Source organism: Pedobacter panaciterrae, from assembly GCF_013204795.1.
GTDB lineage: Bacteria > Bacteroidota > Bacteroidia > Sphingobacteriales > Sphingobacteriaceae > Pedobacter > Pedobacter panaciterrae.
Genome location: NZ_JABMKW010000018.1, coordinates 582379 through 604699 on the forward strand (window position 1 = coordinate 582379; position 22321 = coordinate 604699).

17 protein-coding genes are annotated in these 22321 nt (G+C 37.0%); 12 read left to right on the top strand and 5 right to left on the bottom strand.

Annotated features, from left to right (window positions below; all coding sequences use genetic code 11):
* Positions 1–21 precede the first annotated feature (21 nt).
* Positions 22–1245 (bottom strand): HD domain-containing protein, encoded by a 1224-nt coding sequence (locus HQN86_RS18265; protein ID WP_172662328.1) that lies wholly within the window; start codon positions 1243–1245, stop codon positions 22–24.
* 103 nt (positions 1246–1348) lie between these two features.
* Between HQN86_RS18265 and porX the strand changes: the two genes are divergently transcribed.
* From porX to HQN86_RS18285, 4 genes are all read left to right on the top strand, one after another.
* The gene (gene porX / locus HQN86_RS18270; protein WP_172662329.1) at positions 1349–2902 is read left to right on the top strand and encodes a T9SS response regulator signal transducer PorX; all 1554 of its coding nucleotides are present in this window, start codon (positions 1349–1351) and stop codon (positions 2900–2902) included.
* A gap of 2 nt (positions 2903–2904) precedes the next feature.
* Positions 2905–3321: a tRNA (adenosine(37)-N6)-threonylcarbamoyltransferase complex ATPase subunit type 1 TsaE gene (tsaE, locus tag HQN86_RS18275; protein ID WP_172662330.1), complete on the top strand. Its 417-nt coding sequence runs from the start codon at positions 2905–2907 to the stop codon at positions 3319–3321.
* 65 nt (positions 3322–3386) lie between these two features.
* Positions 3387–4613, top strand: coding sequence for an alanine dehydrogenase (locus HQN86_RS18280; protein WP_048908148.1), 1227 nt, complete (start codon positions 3387–3389; stop codon positions 4611–4613).
* Positions 4614–4621: 8 nt separating this feature from the next.
* Positions 4622–5308, top strand: a complete 687-nt coding sequence (locus HQN86_RS18285; RefSeq protein WP_172662331.1) for a M15 family metallopeptidase — start codon at positions 4622–4624, stop codon at positions 5306–5308.
* 1 nt (position 5309) lies between these two features.
* Here HQN86_RS18285 and HQN86_RS18290 read toward each other — a convergent pair whose 3' ends face one another.
* Positions 5310–6548, bottom strand: coding sequence for a D-alanyl-D-alanine carboxypeptidase/D-alanyl-D-alanine-endopeptidase (locus HQN86_RS18290; RefSeq protein WP_246269686.1), 1239 nt, complete (start codon positions 6546–6548; stop codon positions 5310–5312).
* 122 nt (positions 6549–6670) lie between these two features.
* Between HQN86_RS18290 and HQN86_RS18295 the strand changes: the two genes are divergently transcribed.
* From HQN86_RS18295 to HQN86_RS18305, 3 genes are all read left to right on the top strand, one after another.
* On the top strand, positions 6671–7924 hold the full coding sequence (locus HQN86_RS18295; RefSeq protein WP_172662333.1) for an aspartyl protease family protein: 1254 nt from the start codon (positions 6671–6673) through the stop codon (positions 7922–7924).
* An 18-nt stretch (positions 7925–7942) separates the two neighbouring features.
* Complete coding sequence (locus HQN86_RS18300; RefSeq protein WP_216854442.1) at positions 7943–8884, top strand: hypothetical protein; 942 nt, start codon at positions 7943–7945, stop codon at positions 8882–8884.
* A gap of 98 nt (positions 8885–8982) precedes the next feature.
* Complete coding sequence (locus HQN86_RS18305; protein WP_008241764.1) at positions 8983–9174, top strand: cold-shock protein; 192 nt, start codon at positions 8983–8985, stop codon at positions 9172–9174.
* Positions 9175–9240: 66 nt separating this feature from the next.
* On the opposite strand, the gene HQN86_RS18310 is transcribed toward HQN86_RS18305, so the two are convergent.
* On the bottom strand, positions 9241–10053 hold the full coding sequence (locus HQN86_RS18310; RefSeq protein ID WP_172662334.1) for a glycerophosphodiester phosphodiesterase: 813 nt from the start codon (positions 10051–10053) through the stop codon (positions 9241–9243).
* A gap of 92 nt (positions 10054–10145) precedes the next feature.
* On the opposite strand from HQN86_RS18310, the gene HQN86_RS18315 reads away from it, so the two are divergent.
* From HQN86_RS18315 to HQN86_RS18335, 5 genes are all read left to right on the top strand, one after another.
* Positions 10146–13463, top strand: a complete 3318-nt coding sequence (locus HQN86_RS18315; RefSeq protein ID WP_172662335.1) for a DUF4175 family protein — start codon at positions 10146–10148, stop codon at positions 13461–13463.
* An 11-nt stretch (positions 13464–13474) separates the two neighbouring features.
* Positions 13475–13909, top strand: coding sequence for an rRNA maturation RNase YbeY (gene ybeY / locus HQN86_RS18320; RefSeq protein WP_172662336.1), 435 nt, complete (start codon positions 13475–13477; stop codon positions 13907–13909).
* 295 nt (positions 13910–14204) lie between these two features.
* Positions 14205–16067, top strand: a complete 1863-nt coding sequence (locus tag HQN86_RS18325; RefSeq protein ID WP_172662337.1) for an ABC-F family ATP-binding cassette domain-containing protein — start codon at positions 14205–14207, stop codon at positions 16065–16067.
* Between the two features lie 88 nt (positions 16068–16155).
* Entirely contained in the window at positions 16156–18018 is a 1863-nt protein-coding gene (mnmG, locus tag HQN86_RS18330; RefSeq protein ID WP_172662338.1) for a tRNA uridine-5-carboxymethylaminomethyl(34) synthesis enzyme MnmG, read from the top strand.
* Between the two features lie 143 nt (positions 18019–18161).
* Positions 18162–19790, top strand: a complete 1629-nt coding sequence (locus HQN86_RS18335; protein ID WP_172662339.1) for an Ig-like domain-containing protein — start codon at positions 18162–18164, stop codon at positions 19788–19790.
* 1 nt (position 19791) lies between these two features.
* Here HQN86_RS18335 and HQN86_RS18340 read toward each other — a convergent pair whose 3' ends face one another.
* Together HQN86_RS18340 and nadB are read right to left on the bottom strand one after the other, a co-directional pair.
* Positions 19792–20301, bottom strand: coding sequence for a gamma carbonic anhydrase family protein (locus HQN86_RS18340; RefSeq protein WP_172662340.1), 510 nt, complete (start codon positions 20299–20301; stop codon positions 19792–19794).
* A 2-nt stretch (positions 20302–20303) separates the two neighbouring features.
* Positions 20304–21890, bottom strand: coding sequence for an L-aspartate oxidase (gene nadB, locus HQN86_RS18345; protein WP_172662341.1), 1587 nt, complete (start codon positions 21888–21890; stop codon positions 20304–20306).
* Positions 21891–22321: the final 431 nt, after the last annotated feature.

The window sequence follows — 22321 nt, forward strand, 5'->3', positions numbered from 1 at the left end:
TAATTATTTTGTTAAATTATGCTAAATAATTCTCGGGTAGCAAAGTATGTGCTTTTTCACTGTTTTGTCTAAAGATTCTAAGTTAGATAAATCTGATGCTTTTGCAATATCAATTATGATATTGTTTTTTAATAGGATATTAATATTGCTGTTCCCCGCATCATATGCCCTGTTTCTTATTACATCGGTAAAAACAAAATAGGACACTTCATCATCATTAAGTTTCAAAAATTCCGCGGTGTTCTCCTTAAGCACATCTACTCTGTTCTGATCTGGAGCATCATTTGTAATTTCAACTTTATAAAGATTCCTGTTAGTAAGCATTTTGCACAATTGGGCCAATATTCTATCCGGATGGTCTCGCCAAACTTTAATGGAGGCAAAAATGTCCTGATCATCAAGTTGGGCGAACATATTTAAATGAATCTCTTCAGAAAAGAAACTTGTCTCCGTAACGTCATTTATTAAAAAATGCTGAAGCGCAGGTGTTGCAAAAAGAGCCTCTCCCTTAACTGCAAGTTCCTTTGCGCGTTTCAAAATTTTCACCAGCACCATTTCTCCTGCAATAACTGTTTTATGCAAATAAACCTGCCAATACATCAGTCTTCTGGAAATCAAAAAGTTCTCTATTGAGTAAATTCCCTTTTCTTCAATTACCAGGTTATCGTCCAGCACATTAAACATCTTAATGATGCGGTCAAAACTGATTACACCTTCGCTTACTCCGGTAAAAAAGCTATCCCGGTTCAGGTAATCCATTCTGTCAAGATCCAGCTGACCAGAAACAAGTTGAGCCAGAAAATTCTTATGGTATTTGCCTTTAAAAATATCAATTGCCGGGGTTAATCTTCCGCCAAATTCTGCATTAAGCTTTTCCATAATAAGCATGGAAATATCTTCATGCTTTATTCCGTTAACCAACGAATACTCAAGCGCATGCGAAAAAGGCCCATGTCCGATGTCATGTAGTAAGATTGCAATTGTGGCAGCCTCTTCTTCTTCCTTATTAATCTCATGCCCTTTGCTTCTTAAAATTTCAATAGCCAATCCCATCAGATGCATTGCCCCTAAAGCGTGGTGAAATCGGGTATGTAACGCTCCCGGATACACCAAATGGGTCATCCCCAATTGCTTTATATACCTCAACCTTTGAAAATAAGGATGAGAGATGAGATCAAATACTATTTCTGAAGGAATATTTATGAAACCATAAACAGGATCATTTATTATTTTCTTTTTGTTCAATCCTTAAAAATAAATTATACGGTACAAAAATTGCTATTTTTATCCATAGTAAGAAAGACACAGTCTCTTTTTGACAAATTAATTCACATTATAAAATACGATAATGCAGGAAACCAAGATTCTATGGGCCGACGATGAGATAAACTTATTAAAACCACATATATTACTGTTAAACGAAAAAGGATATCATGTTACCACCTACACTAATGGTAACGATGCCCTTGAAGCATTTGGGAAAGAACACTTTGACCTGGTTTTTCTTGATGAAAACATGCCTGGTATGAGTGGTCTCGAAACCCTTACCGCAATAAAAAACATTAGAAATGATGTTCCGGTTGTACTAATTACCAAAAGCGAAGAAGAAAACCTGATGGAAGATGCCATCGGGTCTAAAATAGATGACTACCTTATTAAGCCCGTTAATCCGAAACAGGTTTTATTAACCATAAAGAAAATTATAGACAATAAGCGTCTTGTAAGCGAAAGAACCTCCATGGCTTACCAACAGGACTTCAGGCGCCTGGGAATGACTTTAAACGATAAGTTAAGCTACGAAGAGTGGGTAGATGTTTATAAAAAATTAGTCTTCTGGGAACTTGAGCTAGAGAAACTTGATGATCCGCAAATGCACGAGATTCTGACAATGCAAAAGTCAGAAGCAAATATGCAGTTCTCAAAATTCATTGAAGACCATTACTTAGGCTGGGTTAATGGCAAAGGCAAAGCCCCCTTGCTTTCAAACGAGTTATTAAAGAAAAAAGCATTCCCTTTAATTAATAACAATGTTCCTGTCTTCTTTATTCTTATTGATAACTTAAGGTACGATCAATGGCGGATTATTAATCCCCTGATTACTGAACATTTCCGTTTGGACGAGGAAGATACGTATTCAAGTATCTTACCTACTGCAACCCAATATGCACGTAATTCGATATTCTCTGGGTTAATGCCGCTGGAAATGGAAAAACGCTTTCCTGGATTATGGCAAAACGATGATGATGAGGGCGGAAAAAACATGCACGAAGGTGCCTTTTTGGCAGATCAGATTAAGCGTAGCCTGCGTAAAGATTGTAAATTCAGCTACAACAAAATATTAACTTACGACGACGGGAAGGCCCTTAATGAGCAAGTGAACAATTTGCTGCAAAACGAGTTTAATGCTATTGTATATAACTTTGTCGACATGCTATCGCATGCCAGAACAGACATGCAAATGATTCGTGAGCTGGCCAACGACGATGCCGCCTACCGTTCACTAACCCTCTCATGGTTTGAGCATTCTCCTTTAATGGATCTTTTGAAAAAAATCTCTCAGAAGAATGTTAAGCTGATTATCACGACAGACCATGGAACAATAAGGGTAAAACATCCAAGCAAAGTTATTGGCGATAGAAATACCAATACAAATCTTCGCTACAAGCAAGGGCGTAACCTTAATTTTAATGCAAAAGAGGTTTTTCTTATTAAAAATCCTCACGAGGCCCAATTGCCAAAAATTAATATTAGCTCTAATTATATCTTTGCAAAAGAAGACCGTTATTTTGTTTACCAGAACAACTATAACCAATTCGTAAATTACTACAATGAAACCTTCCAGCATGGGGGTATTTCATTAGAAGAGATGATTATACCAATTGCCACATACAGTTCAAGATAATAATGAATATTAATGTAAACAGCTTATCTGATTTAGATCAAGCCGCTATTGCCCTGTTAGATTTTGCCGGAACTGAAAAAATATTTGTTTTTGAAGGAGACATGGGGGCTGGAAAAACAACTTTTATTAAAGTCATAGCAAAAGCGCTTGGCGTAAAAGAACTGGTTTCAAGTCCAACCTTTTCCATTGTAAACGAATACGAGGGAAAAGGCAACATCTTTTATCATTTTGATTTCTATCGTATTAAAAACCTCCAGGAGGCATACGATATTGGCTACGAAGAGTATTTTTTTTCAGGAAACACCTGCTTTATCGAATGGCCCGAAAAAGTTGAAGAGCTTTTACCGGAGCACTATATTAAAGTTGAGATCAAAATGTTAAGTGAAAACGAGAGGGTCCTGTCCATCAATAAAATATAAAATGGCAAACCCTGATTTTTAGGTTATTTTTCTTAATTTCAAGCTAAAATATCACATAAACAAATATGGCTACAGGATTACGCGAAGGTATGGCCTCCATTGCTCAAAAAGGGCTTTTACAACCCAAAGAGACAATGTCAGAAACCAGTCAGAAAAGCAATAGTTTGTATATTGGCATTCCAAAAGAAATCTCTTTCCAGGAAAACCGAATTGCACTGACTCCTTTATCGGTTGCCCTCTTGGTTAACAATGGGCATAAAGTTATAATTGAAACCGGCGCTGGCGTTGGTTCAAATTTTTCAGATAACGACTATAGCGAACAGGGTGCGATTATCTCTTTTAATAAAAAGGATGTATTTAATGCTGATATCCTGGTTAAAATAGCCCCGCCAACTTTAGAAGAGGTTGCCCTCATGCATAAAGGACAGACTTTAATATCGGCGCTTCAAATGGGCGGACTAAAAGAAACCTATCTAAAAGCGCTTCTTAATAAGAAAATCAATGCCATTTGCTTTGAAAACCTTAGAGATGAAGGAAATATTCTAAGCGTAGTACGTGCAATGAGTGAAATTGTTGGAGCAACCTCTATTTTCATCGCTGCAGAATATCTCAGCAATGTAACAGGAGGAAAAGGACTGATGCTTGGGGGCTTTACAGGCGTTCCGCCAACCGAGATTGTAATTCTTGGCGCAGGAACCGTTGGAGAATATGCCGCGCGTACAGCCCTTGCGCTAGGCGCGGAGGTAAAAGTATTCGACAGTTCTATTTATCGCTTAAGACGCCTTCAAAATAACCTGGGAAGCCGGGTATTCACCTCTGTAATGCAACCTATAGTCCTTGGTAAAGCAATTACTACCTGCGATGTTGTTATTGGCGCCATCAGAGCAACTCACGGAAGAAGCCCCTGCATTGTAATGGAAGAAACCGTAACCCGAATGAAACCCAATTCGGTTGTAATCGATGTAAGCATAGACCAGGGTGGTTGTTTCGAAACCTCAGAAGTCACCAATCATAAGGACCCCGTGTTTAGGAAACATGATGTAATCCATTATTGCGTTCCTAATATCGCTTCTCGGGTGCCTCGCACGGCGTCATATGCCCTCACAAATATATTTACACCAATTCTTGTAGATATAGGTGATATGGGCGGATTAATGAATGTGGTTTGGAGCAAGCCCGGTATCAGAGAAGCGCTATACATTTATCAGGGGCATTTAACGAACAAAGACCTTGCTAACATGTATAACCTTCCATACAAGGACATTGAACTGCTTGTGGTCTCAAATCAATAGCTCCTGGCATGAGGAAATACCTGTACCTGCTACTGCTTTTCATTTTTCCGTTATGCACAAAAGCGCAAAAACTTAAGGCCAACCCTTACGGTTTACAAGTCGTCAATTCATATGAAGATTACCACTCATCCTATGCTAAAGACCCAAAGAATAAATTAATAGAAATCCAAAAAGCAATTCCGAACATTAAGCTCGATATCAGGTACGCCACCAAAAACAACTTCATGAATCAGGTGATGTACAAAGAGGCCCGGGCTTTTGCAAGGAAGCCTGTTGTTGAACAGCTAAAAAAGATACAATTTGCCCTTAACAAAAAAGGCTACGGCTTAAAAATCTTCGATGCGTATCGGCCATATACCATTACACTTGCTTTCTACCAAAAAGCTAAAGACAAAAATTTTGTCGCTAACCCTAAAAAAGGATCTAAACACAACCGGGGCTGTGCCATAGACCTAACACTTATCGATTTAAAAACGGGAAAAGAACTTCAAATGCCGACACCGTACGACAGTTTTGCGGCCCAAGCCTCACCATCTTACTCAAACCTGCCAGCACCAGTAATAAAAAACAGAACATTACTGATAACAACAATGCAAGCCTATGGATTCCGTGTAATAACAAATGAATGGTGGCATTTTGATTTCGTTGGATGGAAAAAATATCCCCTCATGGATATTCCATTTGAAAAGCTATAACCTAAAAGTTTTCGTGCACGTAGGTTATAATTTTGCCCATCTCATTTCTCACTCCGGTTGTAGACGAAACAAAATTATTATTCATAAAGGAGAACAGATATATCTTGTTTTTTTTGGTCACAACATAACCGCTCTGACAGTGAACATTCGATAGCGTTCCTGTTTTGCCAAAAACAAAGGGATCATTGGTTTTAGGATAGGCATTTTTTAAGGTTCCGCTCTTCCCTCCGGCCGGGAGCATCGCAAATAATCTCTTTTGATCATTCACCTCTTTGTAAATAAGCTCCAGAAGCTTAATAATATCCCTTGGGGTGAATAAATTATACCTTGACAAGCCAGAACCATCAATCCATACGGGTTTATCCTGTAGCTCCTTTAAATAGGTTTTTTCGATGTGCTGTATTGCCGCCTCTGCACTCAAATGCTCGCCAATCTGATTTGAATATACCAGGAGCAACTGTTCGGCAATAAAATTGTCACTTGGAACCAGCATCTCTTTAAAAACAGAATCCGATTTTAAAGAATACAACGTTGATGCATTAGCGGGCATATTCATGTTAACTAATTCAACCTTTTTTCCAAGCGTATCCGACAATAATGCTAATGTTGTTTGCAAACTGACTTTATATGGCACGGCCTGCTTATATCCCAAAGGCACAGCTACTGAGGGATAATTAAATCTATTTTCATTGAAATCCCTCTTTACAAGAAAAGAAGTATCTTTTATTGAAGAATCCTGACCTACACAATCAGCAAACAAGGTAGGCGAAACCTTCAATTTACCCTTCTCTTCATTAATTTCAACCAGGTTCCCCATAATCGGGAACTCATTGATCTCTGCCTGATAATAATCATTGTAATCATCCCATTGCCAACCCTTTCCATAAAAATCCCCCTTGTATCTTCCATGCGCAAAAAAGAGTTTCTTTTTTGTAGCTCTTAGAAAATCGAAAGCTTTCGTTCCTTTTAACTGGATTTGTAAAAAAGAAGGATCTCCTGTCCCCCAAAATATAAGGGAATCACCACGCTCAATATACCGCAAGGCTGGAATTGAATCAGGGGTCATTTTTAGTCCCCCATAAAAAGTAAATAATTTAGTGTTTGATGCCGGAGTAAAATATTTATCAGCGTTATTTTCAAAGACCATTTTATCCGCAGACATATCGTATAAAGCAAACCCAACATAGTGTTTTTTTAGCCCCTCAGACTGTTTAAAAAGGCTATTCACCTTTCTGGCCATACGACGGTCAATGGAGCACCCACTTAAAAAAAAGCCCCCACAGACAACCAATAAAAGAAATAAGCTTTTAATTTTAAATTCAGATCTACACATACTGACTACTAATTTATTAAATTAGTTCAATGAATTCGCTTATGCGTGCCGTTAATTTCTTTTTCTTAAAAGTTATTCTGATTTCCATAATAATTGGAATTTGCTCGGCATATGCCCTAAAAGCCCAGCAATTTAGTTTTCATGGTTCTCGTACAAAAGGCGCTGTCAATTTTACCCTTATCCGGAATTTAATTATTATTCCCTTGTACATTAACAACAAAGGCCCGTATAACTTCATTCTTGATACCGGTGTAGGACCATTGGTGATCACAGATACTACAATTGTTAAAGATTTAAACCTCAAAGATCTTCGGCCTATTAAAATAACCGGTCTCGGTAAAGGAATAGAAATCGACGCTTTTCTTTCCAATGAGCTCTCAGCCAAAGTAGGCAAAGCAAGTATTGATTACATCCCTACGGCAATATTAAAAACAGATATTTTAGGTCTTTCAAATTTTATGGGCATCAGAATTTATGGCCTTTTGGGTTACTATTTCTTCAATAGCTTTACAGTCGAAATTAATTACTCTTCTAAAAGAGTAATCTTTAGCTTGCCGGGAACTAAAAAGAAAATAAAAGGAGATATTGTTCCATTGCAAATCATCAATAACAAGCCCTATATCAACGTAGAGCTAGACACCAAAGAATTGGGTATAATAAACGCAAAAGTTGTTGTTGATAATGGTGCCAGTCATGCCATTTCACTTGAAACCTTAAACGAAAAACCTTTCCCTGTCCCTGCAAATTCAATTCCTGCAAATCTCGGAATTGGTTTAAGTGGTCCAATTAGCGGAAATGTTGGGCGTGTGCCCAAAATAAGGATAGGAAACTTCGTGTTAAAGGATGTCATTTCTTCCTATCCTATTTATGATGATGTAGCGGCAAAAACGTTTATTTTAAATCGAAATGGGAATCTGGGAGCCGACATATTAAGTCGGTTCAATGTTACTTTTGATTATGCAAATGAAATCATGTACCTCAAACAGAATCAATCCTTCAAGCGGCCGTTTGAACACGATATGTCGGGTATCGAAGTCTATGTAGAAGAAGACCCAAACAAGCGATATTTCATCAGCAGAATTGAACCCAATTCTCCGGCCCAGTTGGCAGGAATACATGAAGGAGATGAGATTATATCCATCAATTTTTCTAGCGCCAAAACCCTAAACCTTAATGACATTACCAAAACATTACGCTCGGGAGATGGCAGGGGCATTTTCCTTTCCATAAACAGAAATGGAGAGCTCCTTATCAAACTTATAAAATTGAAGAAACGGATATAAATATTTATTTTTACAAATATGACGAAGATACCCCGTTTTAAATTATTATTCAGCTTAATCTTACTCACTACATCTTATGCCTGCAACAGCCCTAAAGAGGAGAAAAAAGTCGTAAAAAAACTTTCATTTGATTCAATCATTGGAATTAGATATCAGGAAGTAAAGCGTAGATTTAGCAACGGCCTTTCTTTCAATGAAATGGGATTCCAGCAGGAACCATCGTGGATCATTCAGTTTAAATCAAACGATACAGTGATGGCTTATAGTCCTCAAAAGAAAAAGATGCAGCCCTTTTTTCTCATGTTTGATCATGGCGATGTATATAATTTTGCAAATGAATACTTCCGGATAAAAAAAGTAAACAAAGATAGCCTTGTGTTTCAAAGGCTTCATCTTCAAAAAAAGGAAATCTCGAAAGACATCAGATCTGATGTTAACATAACTTACTATTCCGATAATTATATAAAAAATGTATTAAAAACAACTGCAGAGGAGCTGCAAAAGCCCTCCAAAGCCGATACACTTTATGTTCAATGGCTCTCTGCAAAATCAAATCGCAACCCGAAAAATTTAGATAGTGCGTTCGCGGGCCGGCAGCCGGTGGAGTTTACCCCGGTAAGCAAGCTAATTAAAGTAAAAAAAATCACAACCGTTGACCCCTTTATGGGCAGAACACAATCCTACGATTATTTATTCCCGGAATATCGTATCGACATTGATAAGGCTTACAAGGACTTTGCATACGCATTTAATGTGCTTGTAAATGCTAATGGCAAGATGTATTTAACTTCATTTGGAAACGTTTTGCCAGAACACAAAGAGGCAAGAAAGAAGTCATTAGAAGCAATTATCAATGTCTATCTTCAAAATCTACTGAGGGTTACACCGGGAAAAACACTTGGAATACCCCACTCTAGCGAAATTAAATTGGTTGTTCAGGGCAAAAAAGACAATAAATGATGCTTTTCGCATTTTATATTAATCAAAATATAAAGCACTTGCATTTTAATAAAAAAATAATATGTACATTGCACACTTAATTTTTAATAAATAATACAATGCAAGAAGGAACAGTAAAATTTTTTAATGTAACTAAAGGTTTCGGATTCATCATTCCAGCAAACGGAGATAGCGAAATTTTTGTACATTCAACAGGCCTTATCGATGAAATTCGTGAAAACGACAAAGTTGAATACGATGTTGAAAGCGGTAAAAAAGGGTTGAATGCGATTAATGTTAAAGTAATCTAGATTATTAAAAACATAAATTGTACAGCATCGCAGATAACCTGCGATGCTTTTTTGTTTTATAGCCTTTTATTTATTCTCCGTCTGTGTTGCTTTGATGGTCTCGAAAGCCAATTCAGGTTCGTTTGTAGTTATAAACTCCACCTTATTCTTAAGCAGCCATTTCATGTCCTCAGCATTATTAACTGTCCACGCATTAATAGTTAAACCCAATTCTTTAGCCTTAGCAAACCACTCTCCTTTTTGGTAAACGCTGTAGTGATAATCCGCACCATAAAATCCATCGGCTTTAAGTTTATCTAAAGATGCATCTCCATTCAAATAAGCCACCTTAGCCTTAGGGTCCAATTCCAAAACCCGCTTCAGAACATCATAGCTAAAACTAATGTAATCAACCCATTCTTTTGCTTTCAATTTCTTAACCATTGCAACTGCACGGTCAGTTAATTTCTGATCTCTTTCCGGATCTGCTTTCGATGGTTTTATCTCCAGAATCAACTTCATTTTCTTCTGCTTTATTCCCTCTTTTAAATACGCTTCCAGCGTAGGAATATTTTCGCCATTTGGATGTTTTTTAGTCAAAAGCTCTTTATACGTTACTTGCGCAATATGAAGCCCATAAAAGTCCGGATCGTGGTTAATAACCAAAACGCTATCCGAAGTCATATGAACATCGAATTCAGAACCATAACAGCCCAATCTTATCGCTTCTTTTAGAGAGGCAATAGAGTTTTCAGGTAAATTATTCTTTTTCCATGCGCCACGATGCGCAATAACAGGATTATTATTCCATGAACTTCCCTTAACAATTGCTTTAGGCTCCGGATCAAAACTTTTCGTAAATACAGCCATAAGGGTAATGACTAAAATTGATGATTTCATAAATATACTTTTTCTAAAAATACTCGTTAAATGTTTATCTAAACGTTTTCTTAAAGTTATTTTTTAACTTTATTACCCATTCCACTGTTTTAATGAATAATAATTACGCCATTTTAATAGCTAAAGTTAATGAGTTTACGCAAAAGTTTTATCTGAATAAGCTGGTGCGGGGGTCTATCTATGCAGCAGCCTTGCTACTTCTGGGTTATCTTTTCCTCTTTCTGTTTGTTTATTATACAAACCCTGGTGTAGGCACTAAAACCTTCCTTTTTTTCTCGTTTATAGTGTTTTCTGTAGCGGTAATATCATTTCTCATTATAAAACCAGCACTTTCTTACTTCAAACTAAGTAAGAATCTAAGTATAGAAGAAGCGGCTACATTAATTGGCGATCATTTTTTTAATGTAAAAGATAAGTTACTAAACACCCTTCAGCTTCAGGCGCTTGCCAATCAGCATCCAAACAACAATCAATTGATCTTAGCTGGGATTGATCAGAAAATAATGGAACTCAGACCCGTTCCTTTTGCAAGCGCAATCAAACTAAAAGACAACAAAAAGCACATTAAATACTTCCTCGTACCTCTCTCTGTTATCCTGCTAATTGGCATAATTGCACCAGCCATATTAAGAGAAGGAACTAGCAGTTTTGTTCAGTACAATAAAGAAATTCTCCCTAAAGCTCCTTTTGATTTTGTGATGTTAAACAAAAGCCTAATGGTTCCGCAGGGCGATGACTTTACGCTTAAACTTAAAACCACAGGAAACGAACTCCCTCAGGAAGTATATGTTTCAGATGGAGCAAATACCTATAAATTAGAAAAAGAAGGCAACAACCGCTTTACCTATATATTCAAAAACCTACAAAAGAATAAAAACATTCAGTTCTCTGCCGGGGGCTTTAACTCTATTTCTCATACAATTGAGGTTAAACCCCGTCCTTCCGTACTCAATATTACAGCTAAACTCCAATACCCTGCATATCTAAACAAAAAAGAAGAAACCATCCAAAATGCAGGTGATTTATTAATCCCTGAAGGAACGATAGTTACCTGGTTGTTAAACACAGAGAACAGTAGTGCGCTTAACTTTATCATTGGGGGCAAGCAGTACGCTTTAAATTCTAATAGCAATAGCTTTAGTTTTACCAAAAAGCTACAAGAAAATACAGGATATCAAATTACTCCTAAAAACAGCTTTATAAACAGCAAAGACTCTCTCTCTCATCAAATAGCCATTATTAAGGATGAATTCCCTAACATCTCAATAGTAGAAACCCCAGATTCTGTTAGTAGCAAGGCCTTATATTTTTCGGGGAATATATCAGACGATCATGGATTTAGTTCCTTAAAATTTCAATACAATATCAAAGAAAATGGGGTCCTAAAAAGCACTGTCACAAAATCCATTTCAATAAAGAAAAATCAACAGGAAGACGCATTTTTCTATCTATGGAATCTAAACGAGACGCCTCTAAAGCCCGGACAAGCACTAGAGTACTATTTTGAGGTGGCAGATAATGATGCGGTAAACGGAGCTAAAAAGACTAAATCAGCGATAAAGATATTTGAAGTTCCCACCCAACAGCAGGTTGCCGAAAAAATAAACCAGGGAAGCACAGAGCTGAAGCAGAAAATGGAAAAAACCATCAAACTGGCCTCCGAAGTTGAAAAAGACAGCAAAAAGCTTGGAGAAACGCTGCTGGATAAGAAACAACTCTCTTTCGATGATAAAAAACAGATAGAACAACTGCTGGATAAGCAGCAGCAACTTGAAAAAGCAGTTGAGGAAATCAAGTCATTAAATGAAAAAAACACACTCCAAAAAGAAGAGAACAATGCTTTAAAAGACGAATTAATGGAGAAACAAAAGAAGATTGATGACCTGTTCAACAATGTTCTTAATGAAAAAACCAAAGAGCTTCTTCAAAAGCTTCAAAACCTAATGGACGAGAACAATAAGGATCAAACTCAAACTGAGTTGTCTAAAATGCAGATGGACAACAAGTCTTTAAAGAATGAACTTGACAGGATATTAGAGCTTTATAAGCAATTAGAATTCGAACAAAACTTAAAAAACAACACAGACAGGCTAAATGACCTTGCTAAGGAGCAAAAAGAATTATCCCAAAAAAGTGCAGAAAAAGACTCTGGGGCCAACAAGCTTAAGGAAGAACAGAAAAAACTCTCTTCTGAATTCGACGACATTAAAAAAGAACTCGAGAAACTAGATGAGAAAAACCAGCAAATGGAGCGTCCAAATCCATTTAAAAATCCTGAAAAAGAAACATCCGAAATCAAACAACAACAAAAGGACAGCGAGAACAAACTAGATCAGAACAATAAAAAAGATGCGTCCAAAAGTCAGCAGAAAGCGGCCGAACAAATGGAAAAGGTTGCTAAACAAATGGAACAGATGCAGCAGGAATCTGCTGAAATGGAAAGTAACCTGAGTATTGCCGAGCTGCGTCAGTTATTAAAAAACCTGCTGAACACCTCTTTTGATCAGGAAAAGGTAATGCTGAACCTAAAAGGAATGAATAGCAATGACCCTCTTTATACACAGAACGTGCAGAAACAACGCAGTATTAAAGACAATATGAAAACCATTGCCGATAGTTTATTCTCTTTAAGTAAAAGGGTGCCACAAATTGAAACTGCTGTTAATGAAGAAATGCAGAAGATTAACTTCAATATTGATAAAAGCCTGGAAAACCTTGGAGAAAGAAACACTGCCATGGCAAACAGGAATCAGCAGTACACCATGACGTCAGTAAACAACCTAACCTTAATGCTGAATGAAGCGCTGGACCAGCTCCAGAATATGAAGAAAAACGCCAAAGGAGGCGGGCAAGGAAAAGGAAAAGGAGGCAGCATGCAGCAACTTCAGCAAATGCAAAAGCAGCTTAACAACAGCATGCAAAAGGCACGCGATGAGCTTCAGAAGAACGGGAATAAAGGCTCTGTACCAAAAGGGCAAATGAGCCAGGAGTTTGCAAAAATGGCCCAGCAACAACAAATGATAAGAGAAGCACTTCAGAAAATAAATCAGGAGCAAAATAAAGACGGAAAAAATGGGCTCGGAAACCTCAATCAAATGATAGAAGACATGAAGTCTACTGAGAATGAGTTAGTTAACAAAAAAATAGAACAGGAAACCCTTAATCGTCAAAAAACCATTCTTACAAAACTACTTGATGCAGAGAACGCGCAGCGAGAACAAGATCAGGATGCTAAAAGAGAGGCAAAAGCCGCTAAAGATTTCCCCCCTTCTTACAAACAGATGCTCGAAAAATTTAAAAAACTTCAGCAATCAGAAACAGAATGGCTGCAGAAATTGCCTCCTGATTTAAACTTCTTCTATAAAAAGAAAATAACAGAGTACTTTAAATTGCTAAATTCGCCCCAATAATTTATGATCTGATGAGCAAACCGAGCATTAATTTTTTTACAGAAGACACCAATTATACCATAAAAAAGAAGACCGTTATTAAGGATTGGCTCAAATCTGCCATTGCAGCAGAAGGATATCTTTTAAAGGAATTGAATTTTATACTTTGCTCCGACGAATATCTGCTGCGTATAAACCAGGATTACCTTAATCATGACACATATACTGATGTAATTACTTTTGACAACTCAGAAGAGCTTAAAACGATTGTGGGCGACATATTTATCAGCATCGAAAGAATAAAGGAAAATGCGGCAACATTTAAGCATACCGTTGAGCAGGAATTGTGTAGGGTCATGATTCACGGAGCACTTCATCTTTTGGGATATAAGGATAAAACTAAAGCGGCAAAAACACTCATGACTGCGCGCGAAGACCACTATCTTGCGCTTTTATCTAATCCTTAGTATTTGGCTGTTTTTAGGCTTTTTGCCGGGACTTGGCTTTTTTACAGCATAAGTATTGGATTGTCCGTTATTATTGCTTCTAACGCCCGCTAATAGAGCCGTTTTTTAACCCTTTTTATCTTCAAAAGTATCATTGTTCTTATTTTGAGGAGGCTATTATAACATTTTCGTTACAATCAAGTTATGTTACTGTAAGATCAAAATCCTCTATATTGAATAGGCCCAGCTATATACCAAATAATTATTGCTTACTTTTGTAGTAATTTCTTATCTATAATCTCGTTAAACACAGACTTTGAGCACACTAATTGCAGCCGAAAACTTAGGCCATGCTTATCACGATGAATGGCTTTTTAAAAACTTAACTCTGGGCATACAAACCGGTCAGCGCGTAGCGCTAGTTGGAATAAATGGCGCCGGAAAGAGTACCCTATTAAAATTACTTGCCGAAAGATTCTCTCCTCTTGAGGGTAAAATTGTAAAAAATAAATCCGTAAAGATCGGATTTCTTGATCAGGAGCCATCTTTCACTGAAGGTCACTCCATTAGTGATTTCATATTTTCATTGGAAAACAAGCAACAACAACTTATCAAAGAATACGAAGAGCTGATAGAAGACCCCAATCCAGATGAAAGGACACTGAATCGCTTATATGAGGAATTAAGCGAACACAACGCCTGGGAGTATGAGCATGAGATAAAAACCATTCTTAGTCGGATGGGGATCACTCATTTACAACAACAAATTTCTACACTTTCTGGCGGACAGAAAAAGCGTTTGGCCCTGGCGAAACTCCTTATTGAGGATCCTGAGATCTATGTATTAGATGAGCCAACGAATCATCTGGACATAGATACGATTGAATGGTTAGAGAAATTACTTACATCTGGAAATAAAACGATCCTATTGGTTACGCACGACCGTTATTTTCTGGACAATGTATGTAATACGATCGTTGAGTTAGACAGAGGAAAAATATATAACTACAATGGCAACTATGCCTACTTCCTTGAAAAGAAATCTGAAAGAGAAGCTGCTGATGAGAGTACTTTTCAAAAGAACAAAAATCTTTTAAAGAAAGAATTAGAGTGGATGAGAAGGATGCCACAAGCACGTACCACCAAATCTCAGGCAAGAATTGACGCATTTTACGACTTAGATAGCAAAACAAAGCAACGAACTGACAATCAAAGTATTACTTTAAATGTAAAAATGTCGCGCCAGGGAAACAAAATTCTTGAGCTAGACCATATTGGGCAGTCATTTGATGATAAAAAAATCATCAGTGATTTCAGTTATACATTTAAACGCGCCGACAGAATTGGTCTCGCCGGGAAAAACGGAACGGGAAAATCCACTTTGCTAAATATTATTACCGGATTTCTTAAACCTGAAAAAGGAAAAGTTGGGACTGGAGAAACAACTGTTTATGGTTACTATAAACAAGGAGGTTTAGCTTTCAATGAAAAAGAACGTGTTATTGATATTGTAAAATCTGATGCCGAATATATTAAAATGGCAGACGGGCAAACCATATCCGCCTCGCAGCTATTAACGCTATTTCTCTTCCCGCCCAAGAAGCAACATGGTATGGTCGAGAAACTAAGCGGTGGAGAAAAGAAGCGGTTGCACCTGATGAAAGTATTAATGCAAAACCCAAATTTCTTAATTCTCGATGAGCCTACAAATGATCTTGATATCGACACCTTAAATGTTCTTGAAGAATTTCTTGAGAATTTTCCAGGTGTGCTAATACTTGTATCGCACGATAGATATCTGTTAGATAAAATGAGCGAGCAATTATTTATAATGGAGGGAAATGGTGAAGTGACGATTTACAATGGAAATTATTCGGAATACAGATTAAGTTTAGATGCTGCAAAAGAAAAACCAGAAGTAAAAAAGAAAGAAACGCAAACGCCCGCTCCTACCCCAGTGGCACAAAAAAAATTAAGCTACAAGGAGCAAAAAGAATTAGAAGATCTGGAAGCAAGGATTCCTCAAATTGAAACAGAAGTAGAAAGGCTATCACAATCATTGTTAGAAATCGATAGTTCAAACTATATTGAAATTCAAACCGTAACCAAGTCTATCGAAAGCTTAAATACCGAAATGGACACTGTAATGGAGAGATGGCTCGAGCTTTCAGAGAAATAAATTAATAACTTTACAAACACGTTCCACGTGAAACGCTCCGGAAAATCATCGCAGAGTTTCACGTGGAACATACAAAATATACTAAGCTATGTTTAATGAATATGATGTAATTGTTGTCGGCGCAGGACACGCAGGTTGCGAAGCTGCAGCGGCAGCAGCAAACCTTGGCTCCTCTGTTCTATTGATCACGATGAACATGGAGACCATTGCACAGATGAGCTGTAACCCGGCAATGGGCGGAGTAGCCAAAGGACAAATAGTTCGGGAGATCGACGCTTTGGGCGGGTACTCCGGGATTATAAGTGACAAGACAACTCTTCAATTCAGAATGCTAAATCTTTCTAAAGGTCCGGCGATGTGGAGTCCAAGAACTCAAAATGACCGCAAAAGATTTGCCGAAGAATGGCGACTAGCTTTAGAGCGTACTCCAAATGTTGACTTTTGGCAAGATATGGTAAGCAGCCTACTCATTAAAAACAATACTGTAGTTGGAGTTAAAACCTCCTTAGGTGTCGAGATAAAAGGCAAGTCTGTAGTACTCACAAATGGAACATTTTTAAATGGCGTTATCCATGTCGGCGAGAAAAAATTTGGCGGCGGCCGCACCGGAGAAAAAGCAGCAACTGGAATTACCGAACAACTTACAGAGTTAGGATTTGAAGCCGGCAGAATGAAAACTGGCACCCCTCCCCGAGTAGATGGAAGATCCTTAAACTACAGTGTTATGGAAGAGCAATGGGGCGACGAAAATCCGGGCAGATTCTCTTTCACAAACGTAGCCAGACCGACCGAACAACGTTGCTGCTGGATCACCTATACAAACTCCGAAGTGCACGAGACCTTAAAAGAAGGCTTTGAAAAATCACCAATGTTTACTGGTCGCATCAAAGGCCTTGGTCCAAGATACTGTCCTTCCATTGAAGACAAAATCAATAGGTTTGCCGAACGTGAAAGGCATCAAATATTTGTGGAGCCTGAAGGCTGGAATACTTGTGAAATATATGTAAATGGATTCTCTACCTCGCTACCAGAGGATGTACAATACAAAGCACTAACCAAGATTCCAGGATTTGAAAATGCCAAAATGTTCAGGCCAGGTTATGCCATTGAGTACGATTATTTCCCGCCTACCCAACTATCTTTAACCCTAGAGACCAAATTAATCAGCAATTTATTCTTTGCTGGCCAAATAAACGGAACAACCGGATACGAAGAAGCTGCTAGTCAGGGTTTTATAGCAGGAATCAATGCCCATCAGAAGGTAAAAGACAAACATGAGCTCATCATGAAGCGCTCTGAATCATATATCGGTGTTTTAATTGATGATCTTGTAACTAAAGGCACCGAAGAGCCATACAGAATGTTTACATCCAGAGCGGAACACAGACTCTTACTTAGACAAGATAACGCAGATATCAGGCTCTCCCCTATTGGCCACAGTCTGGGTCTGATAAACGATGAACGTCTGGATCTCGTTAAGCAAAAAGTAGCTAATTCAGATGCAATTGTAGAGTTCTCCAAAAAACAGGCAATTGATATGAATCAAGCAAATGCGCTCTTGCAAGATTTAGGAACAAGTGCGTTAAATCAGACCGTTAAAGTATTTAATCTTTTAAGCCGACCGCAAGTAGGAATAAATGATATTAGAACTGTTAGTCCGAACTTCAATGAATTTTTAGATCAGTTTGATAAAGAAACTATTGAGCAGGCTGAAATAAAAATCAAGTATGAGAGTTATTTTGAAAAGGAACAGGAAATTGTAAATAAAATGCAAAAGATGGAAGACAAGGATATTAATCCAAATTTTGACTATTCTCAATTAGTATCTTTATCAAAAGAAGCTCGCGAGAAATTGTTGAAAATAAAACCAAGAACGCTCGGACAAGCGTCTCGAATTTCAGGTGTTTCGCCTTCCGACATATCCGTTTTAATGGTACATATCAGCAAATAATACATAACTAACTGGATAATAATAATTTAGGTGTTAAAATAATAGATAAAAATAAGGCTCATTTTAAAGCGATATAAACCACTTTTAGAAAAAAGTAATGATATCTATTAAAAACAGGTTTAAATTCAATACAACTCATATAAATGGCTAAAAACAACAACATAGTCTTCTTAAGGAATTTCGCTATCCTATTTTTGATAGTTTCTTTAATTTACAGCTGTGCAAGTATTCAGCAACCTCAGGGTGGGCCCAGAGACACCACCCCACCTAAGGTCTTAAGCATGCTACCAAAAGACGAGACTACAAATTTCACATCCAAAAAAGTTGTTATAGAATTTGATGAGTATTTCAAATTACAGAATGAGTTTAAAGAATTTTCTGTTTCACCTGAAATGCCTAAACCTCCAGTTCTAAAAACGAAGGGAAAAAAATTAGAAATATCCTTTCCGGATAGTCTCGAAAAAAACACAACATATACTTTAAACTTTGGAAAGTCTGTTGCCGATGTTAATGAATCTAACGTAGTCAAAAATTTGACCTATGTATTTTCAACAGGTCCAAAACTTGATTCATTGAGCATAAAAGGAAAAGTAACAAATTCATTAACGGGTGAACCGGAGTTAGACGCCGTTGCATTTATACTGCCCCTAAATAGAGATACACTATTCGGAAAAGGTAAGCCATCTATTTATACCCTTACAGATAGCAGTGGTAATTACAGCTTAAAGAATTTAAGGAGCGATACCTATAAATTATACGTCCTCAAAGAAAAAAGTGGTGATAAAATCTATCAGCAAGCGACAGACGAAATTGGTTTTCTAAAGGATTCCATCGTTTTAACCAAGAATATGGATAGCATGAATTTAAAGGTATTTAAAGAGGATGCTACCGTATTTAGAATCGTTGACAAACGCCTGAATCCAGATGGAAGTATACTGTTAACTTTTAATCAAAAACTAAAGAAGCCGGAAGCAATAATTCTGGATCCTCCCGCCTTAGATGCTTCAAAGAAAATTAAATTTAGTAAGAACAACGATTCACTAAAAGTTTGGCTTACAGATTTAAGCTTCGATTCAACAAAAGTAAGCATTAAAGAAAACGGAAAATTGCTTCAAACAGCAACATTAACCAGAGGTAAAAAAGAAACATATACCAGATCATTAACGGCATTAAATAATCTTGATAACCGCGCTTTGCCACCAGGCAGAACCCTAAAATTTACCTTCAATTTTCCAATAGAAAGCTTTGATGCAAGCAAAATAACATTACTGGAAGACTCTGTAGATACCAAAAACTTCACCTTGACTAAAGACAGTTTAGACCAACTCTCCTACTATTTCAGGTATCCGTGGAAACAAAAAACCATGTATGATATCACCTTCGCTCCTGGCGCATTTACAGCCATTTTTAAGGCTCAGAACAAGGAAATAAAAACTTCACTTGAGCTTGGCAAGAAAGATGATTACGGAACACTAAAAGTAAAAATTGTACCTCCTGAAAAACAAAAAAGTTATATTCTGGAAATTATTGATGGCAACAAAAGCATCGTAAATACAATAGTTGTAAAACAAGATACATCTGTAACTTTCAGTAATTATAAAGGCGGAAAATATTTCATAAGAATAACCTACGACACCAATAAAAACGGCGTCTGGGACACAGGAAGTGTTGCCCTGGGATTACAGCCCGAAAAAATATGGAATGAGCCTAAAGAGTTATCAATCAGGCCTAATTGGGAAAGAAATGAGGTAATTACTATTCCAAAAGAATAAACTATCTGAACCAGTCAGAATACATGATATAATTGTCCGGTAACTTATTTAATAAAGCCCTTTGCTCATCAGTAATGGGCTTTATTTTTTTTGCAGGTGTACCTGCATAAATAAATCCGCTTTCACAGTGCGTATTCTCTAATACAACAGCTCCTGCAGCAATAATAGTATAATCCTCAACAACTGCATTATCCATTATGATAGCGCCCATGCCCACCAATATATGGTTGTTTAGCGTACATCCATGTACAATTGCATTATGGCCAACAGATACCCTATTTCCTATCCTGGTGGCCGCTTTAAGGTAAGTAGCATGAATAACAGCACCATCCTGAATATTACTGTCATCACCAATCGTAATCTTATTTACATCCCCTCTAATCACGGCATTAAACCAAACAGAGCAATTTTTTCCCATAATCACATCTCCAACTATTGTTGCATTAGGAGCAATAAAACAATTGTCACCCCACTTTGGATGTACATCTTTAACTGGTAATATAACTGGCATAATTAAAAAATTGTATCTGTTAATTGTTCTGAATGATTAGGATAATCAGTAGTAAAATGAAGTCCTCTGCTCTCTTTTCTGGCCATAGCCGATTTTATAACGATGAACGCTACCTGAATTACATTTCTTAGCTCACAAAGTTTTACAGAGACCTTATTTCCTTTATAAAAATCCTCTGTTTCCTGATGCAATAAATACAAACGTCTCATGGCCCTTTCCAACCTGAAATCAGAGCGAACTATACCAACATAATCACTCATTAATTTCTGAGTTTCTCTTAAATTATGAGTTACTAATATGTCTTCATTTGATTGTGTAACCCCATGATCATTCCATTCAGGAATATTATCAGGAATCACGTTATTCATAAAATTAGCCACAGCATGTTCAAATATACGATGAGCAAACACAGGAGCTTCCAATAACGAATTAGAGGCCAACCTGTTGGCTCCATGTAAGCCTGTCGAAGAACATTCGCCACAAGCATATAAATTCTTTATAGACGATCTTCCAAACTCATCAACCAATATCCCACCACACATATAATGAGCCGCTGGAGTAACCGGTATCAGATCTTTGGTCATATCTATACCTATAGACAAACATTTAGCATATATATTAGGAAAATGAGCCAAAATATCAGCCTTTTTTCTATCCGTTATATCCAGATAAACGAAATCCTCACCCGATTTTTTCATCTCAGAATCAATAGCTCTTGCTACTATATCCCTTGGCGCCAAAGACCCACGCTTATCATACTCATACATAAACTCCTCACCATTTTTTCTTCTAAGCACACCTCCAAAACCCCTTACAGCTTCAGAAATCAGAAAAGCAGGATACTCCCCAGGATGATATAAAGCTGTTGGATGGAACTGAATAAATTCCATATTCCTTACTTTTCCTTTAGCTCGATAAACCATTGCCATTCCGTCACCAGTAGCAATCACCGGGTTTGTAGTGCTGGAATAGATATGTCCGGCACCTCCAGAAGCCATGATAGTCACATTAGCTAATATCTTTTCCACATCGTTAAGCTCTGTATTAAAGGCATATATCCCATAACAGTTAATAACCTCAGTGGCTTTATCAACATGTATCCCAAGGTGATGTTGAGTAATTAACTCCAAACAGAAGTAATGTGTTAATATCTCTATGTTCTCATTCTGATGAATTTGCTTCAATAACACACTTTCAATTTCATAGCCTGTTACATCTTTATAGTGTAGAACACGATGTTCAGAATGCCCGCCTTCCTTGGCCAGATCATACACTCCGGTACCATCTTTATCAAAGTTAGTCCCATAGTCGATGATCTCTTGTATACGCTGAGGACCCTCAGTCACAACTACTTCTACAATATGTTTATCACATAAACCATCTCCGGCAATTAATGTATCTTCAATATGCTTCTCAAAAGAATCATCTTTATCTACAACAACAGCCACTCCGCCCTGGGCATATTTAGTATTAGATTCGTCTTCGTTAGACTTAGTAACAATTAATACTTTGCCATATTTAGCTGCCTTTAATGCAAAGCTCAAACCGGCAATACCTGATCCTATGACCAAAAAATCTACTTTTCTCATTAAAATGTGTTATTTCCACTCCTTTGTTAACAACGTTGATATAATTGTTAACTACTTGTCTAAATAAATAGAACAATTTTATTTGAATGTTTAAAGCTAAGCTAAAATGGTAATTCGACGCAATATTTTAACTTATTTTTAAGCATAAACGTATAGGTTATTAACTTTTTATTCACCAACTAAGAATACACATATTGGTATTGATAAGTTTTAGAGTGAATTAATATATCGTTGTAAATCAGCCAATATTTTTATTAAAAATGTAATCTAAATGTTAATAAGTTACTAATAACTCATAAAAAAGCATTTTTTTGAAGTACTTTTAAACAATACTAACACACTAATAAACAATAGAAATCTATTTATATATAATAATTATATTTTATTGAAGTGTTGAAAGCTCCGTACATTTACAAAAGTTCCAAAACAGA

What these genes read in the sequence shown, in the direction of transcription:
- porX (WP_172662329.1), top strand. Translation starts at nt 1,349, where the DNA reads ATGCAGGAAACCAAGATTCTATGGGCCGACGATGAGATAAACTTATTA.
- tsaE (WP_172662330.1), top strand. Translation starts at nt 2,905, where the DNA reads ATGAATATTAATGTAAACAGCTTATCTGATTTAGATCAAGCCGCTATT.
- HQN86_RS18280 (WP_048908148.1), top strand. Translation starts at nt 3,387, where the DNA reads ATGGCTACAGGATTACGCGAAGGTATGGCCTCCATTGCTCAAAAAGGG.
- HQN86_RS18285 (WP_172662331.1), top strand. Translation starts at nt 4,622, where the DNA reads ATGAGGAAATACCTGTACCTGCTACTGCTTTTCATTTTTCCGTTATGC.
- HQN86_RS18290 (WP_246269686.1), bottom strand. Translation starts at nt 6,548, where the DNA reads ATGGCCAGAAAGGTGAATAGCCTTTTTAAACAGTCTGAGGGGCTAAAA.
- HQN86_RS18295 (WP_172662333.1), top strand. Translation starts at nt 6,671, where the DNA reads ATGAATTCGCTTATGCGTGCCGTTAATTTCTTTTTCTTAAAAGTTATT.
- HQN86_RS18300 (WP_216854442.1), top strand. Translation starts at nt 7,943, where the DNA reads ATGACGAAGATACCCCGTTTTAAATTATTATTCAGCTTAATCTTACTC.
- HQN86_RS18305 (WP_008241764.1), top strand. Translation starts at nt 8,983, where the DNA reads ATGCAAGAAGGAACAGTAAAATTTTTTAATGTAACTAAAGGTTTCGGA.
- HQN86_RS18310 (WP_172662334.1), bottom strand. Translation starts at nt 10,053, where the DNA reads ATGAAATCATCAATTTTAGTCATTACCCTTATGGCTGTATTTACGAAA.
- HQN86_RS18315 (WP_172662335.1), top strand. Translation starts at nt 10,146, where the DNA reads ATGAATAATAATTACGCCATTTTAATAGCTAAAGTTAATGAGTTTACG.
- ybeY (WP_172662336.1), top strand. Translation starts at nt 13,475, where the DNA reads ATGAGCAAACCGAGCATTAATTTTTTTACAGAAGACACCAATTATACC.
- mnmG (WP_172662338.1), top strand. Translation starts at nt 16,156, where the DNA reads ATGTTTAATGAATATGATGTAATTGTTGTCGGCGCAGGACACGCAGGT.
- HQN86_RS18335 (WP_172662339.1), top strand. Translation starts at nt 18,162, where the DNA reads ATGGCTAAAAACAACAACATAGTCTTCTTAAGGAATTTCGCTATCCTA.
- HQN86_RS18340 (WP_172662340.1), bottom strand. Translation starts at nt 20,301, where the DNA reads ATGCCAGTTATATTACCAGTTAAAGATGTACATCCAAAGTGGGGTGAC.
- nadB (WP_172662341.1), bottom strand. Translation starts at nt 21,890, where the DNA reads ATGAGAAAAGTAGATTTTTTGGTCATAGGATCAGGTATTGCCGGTTTG.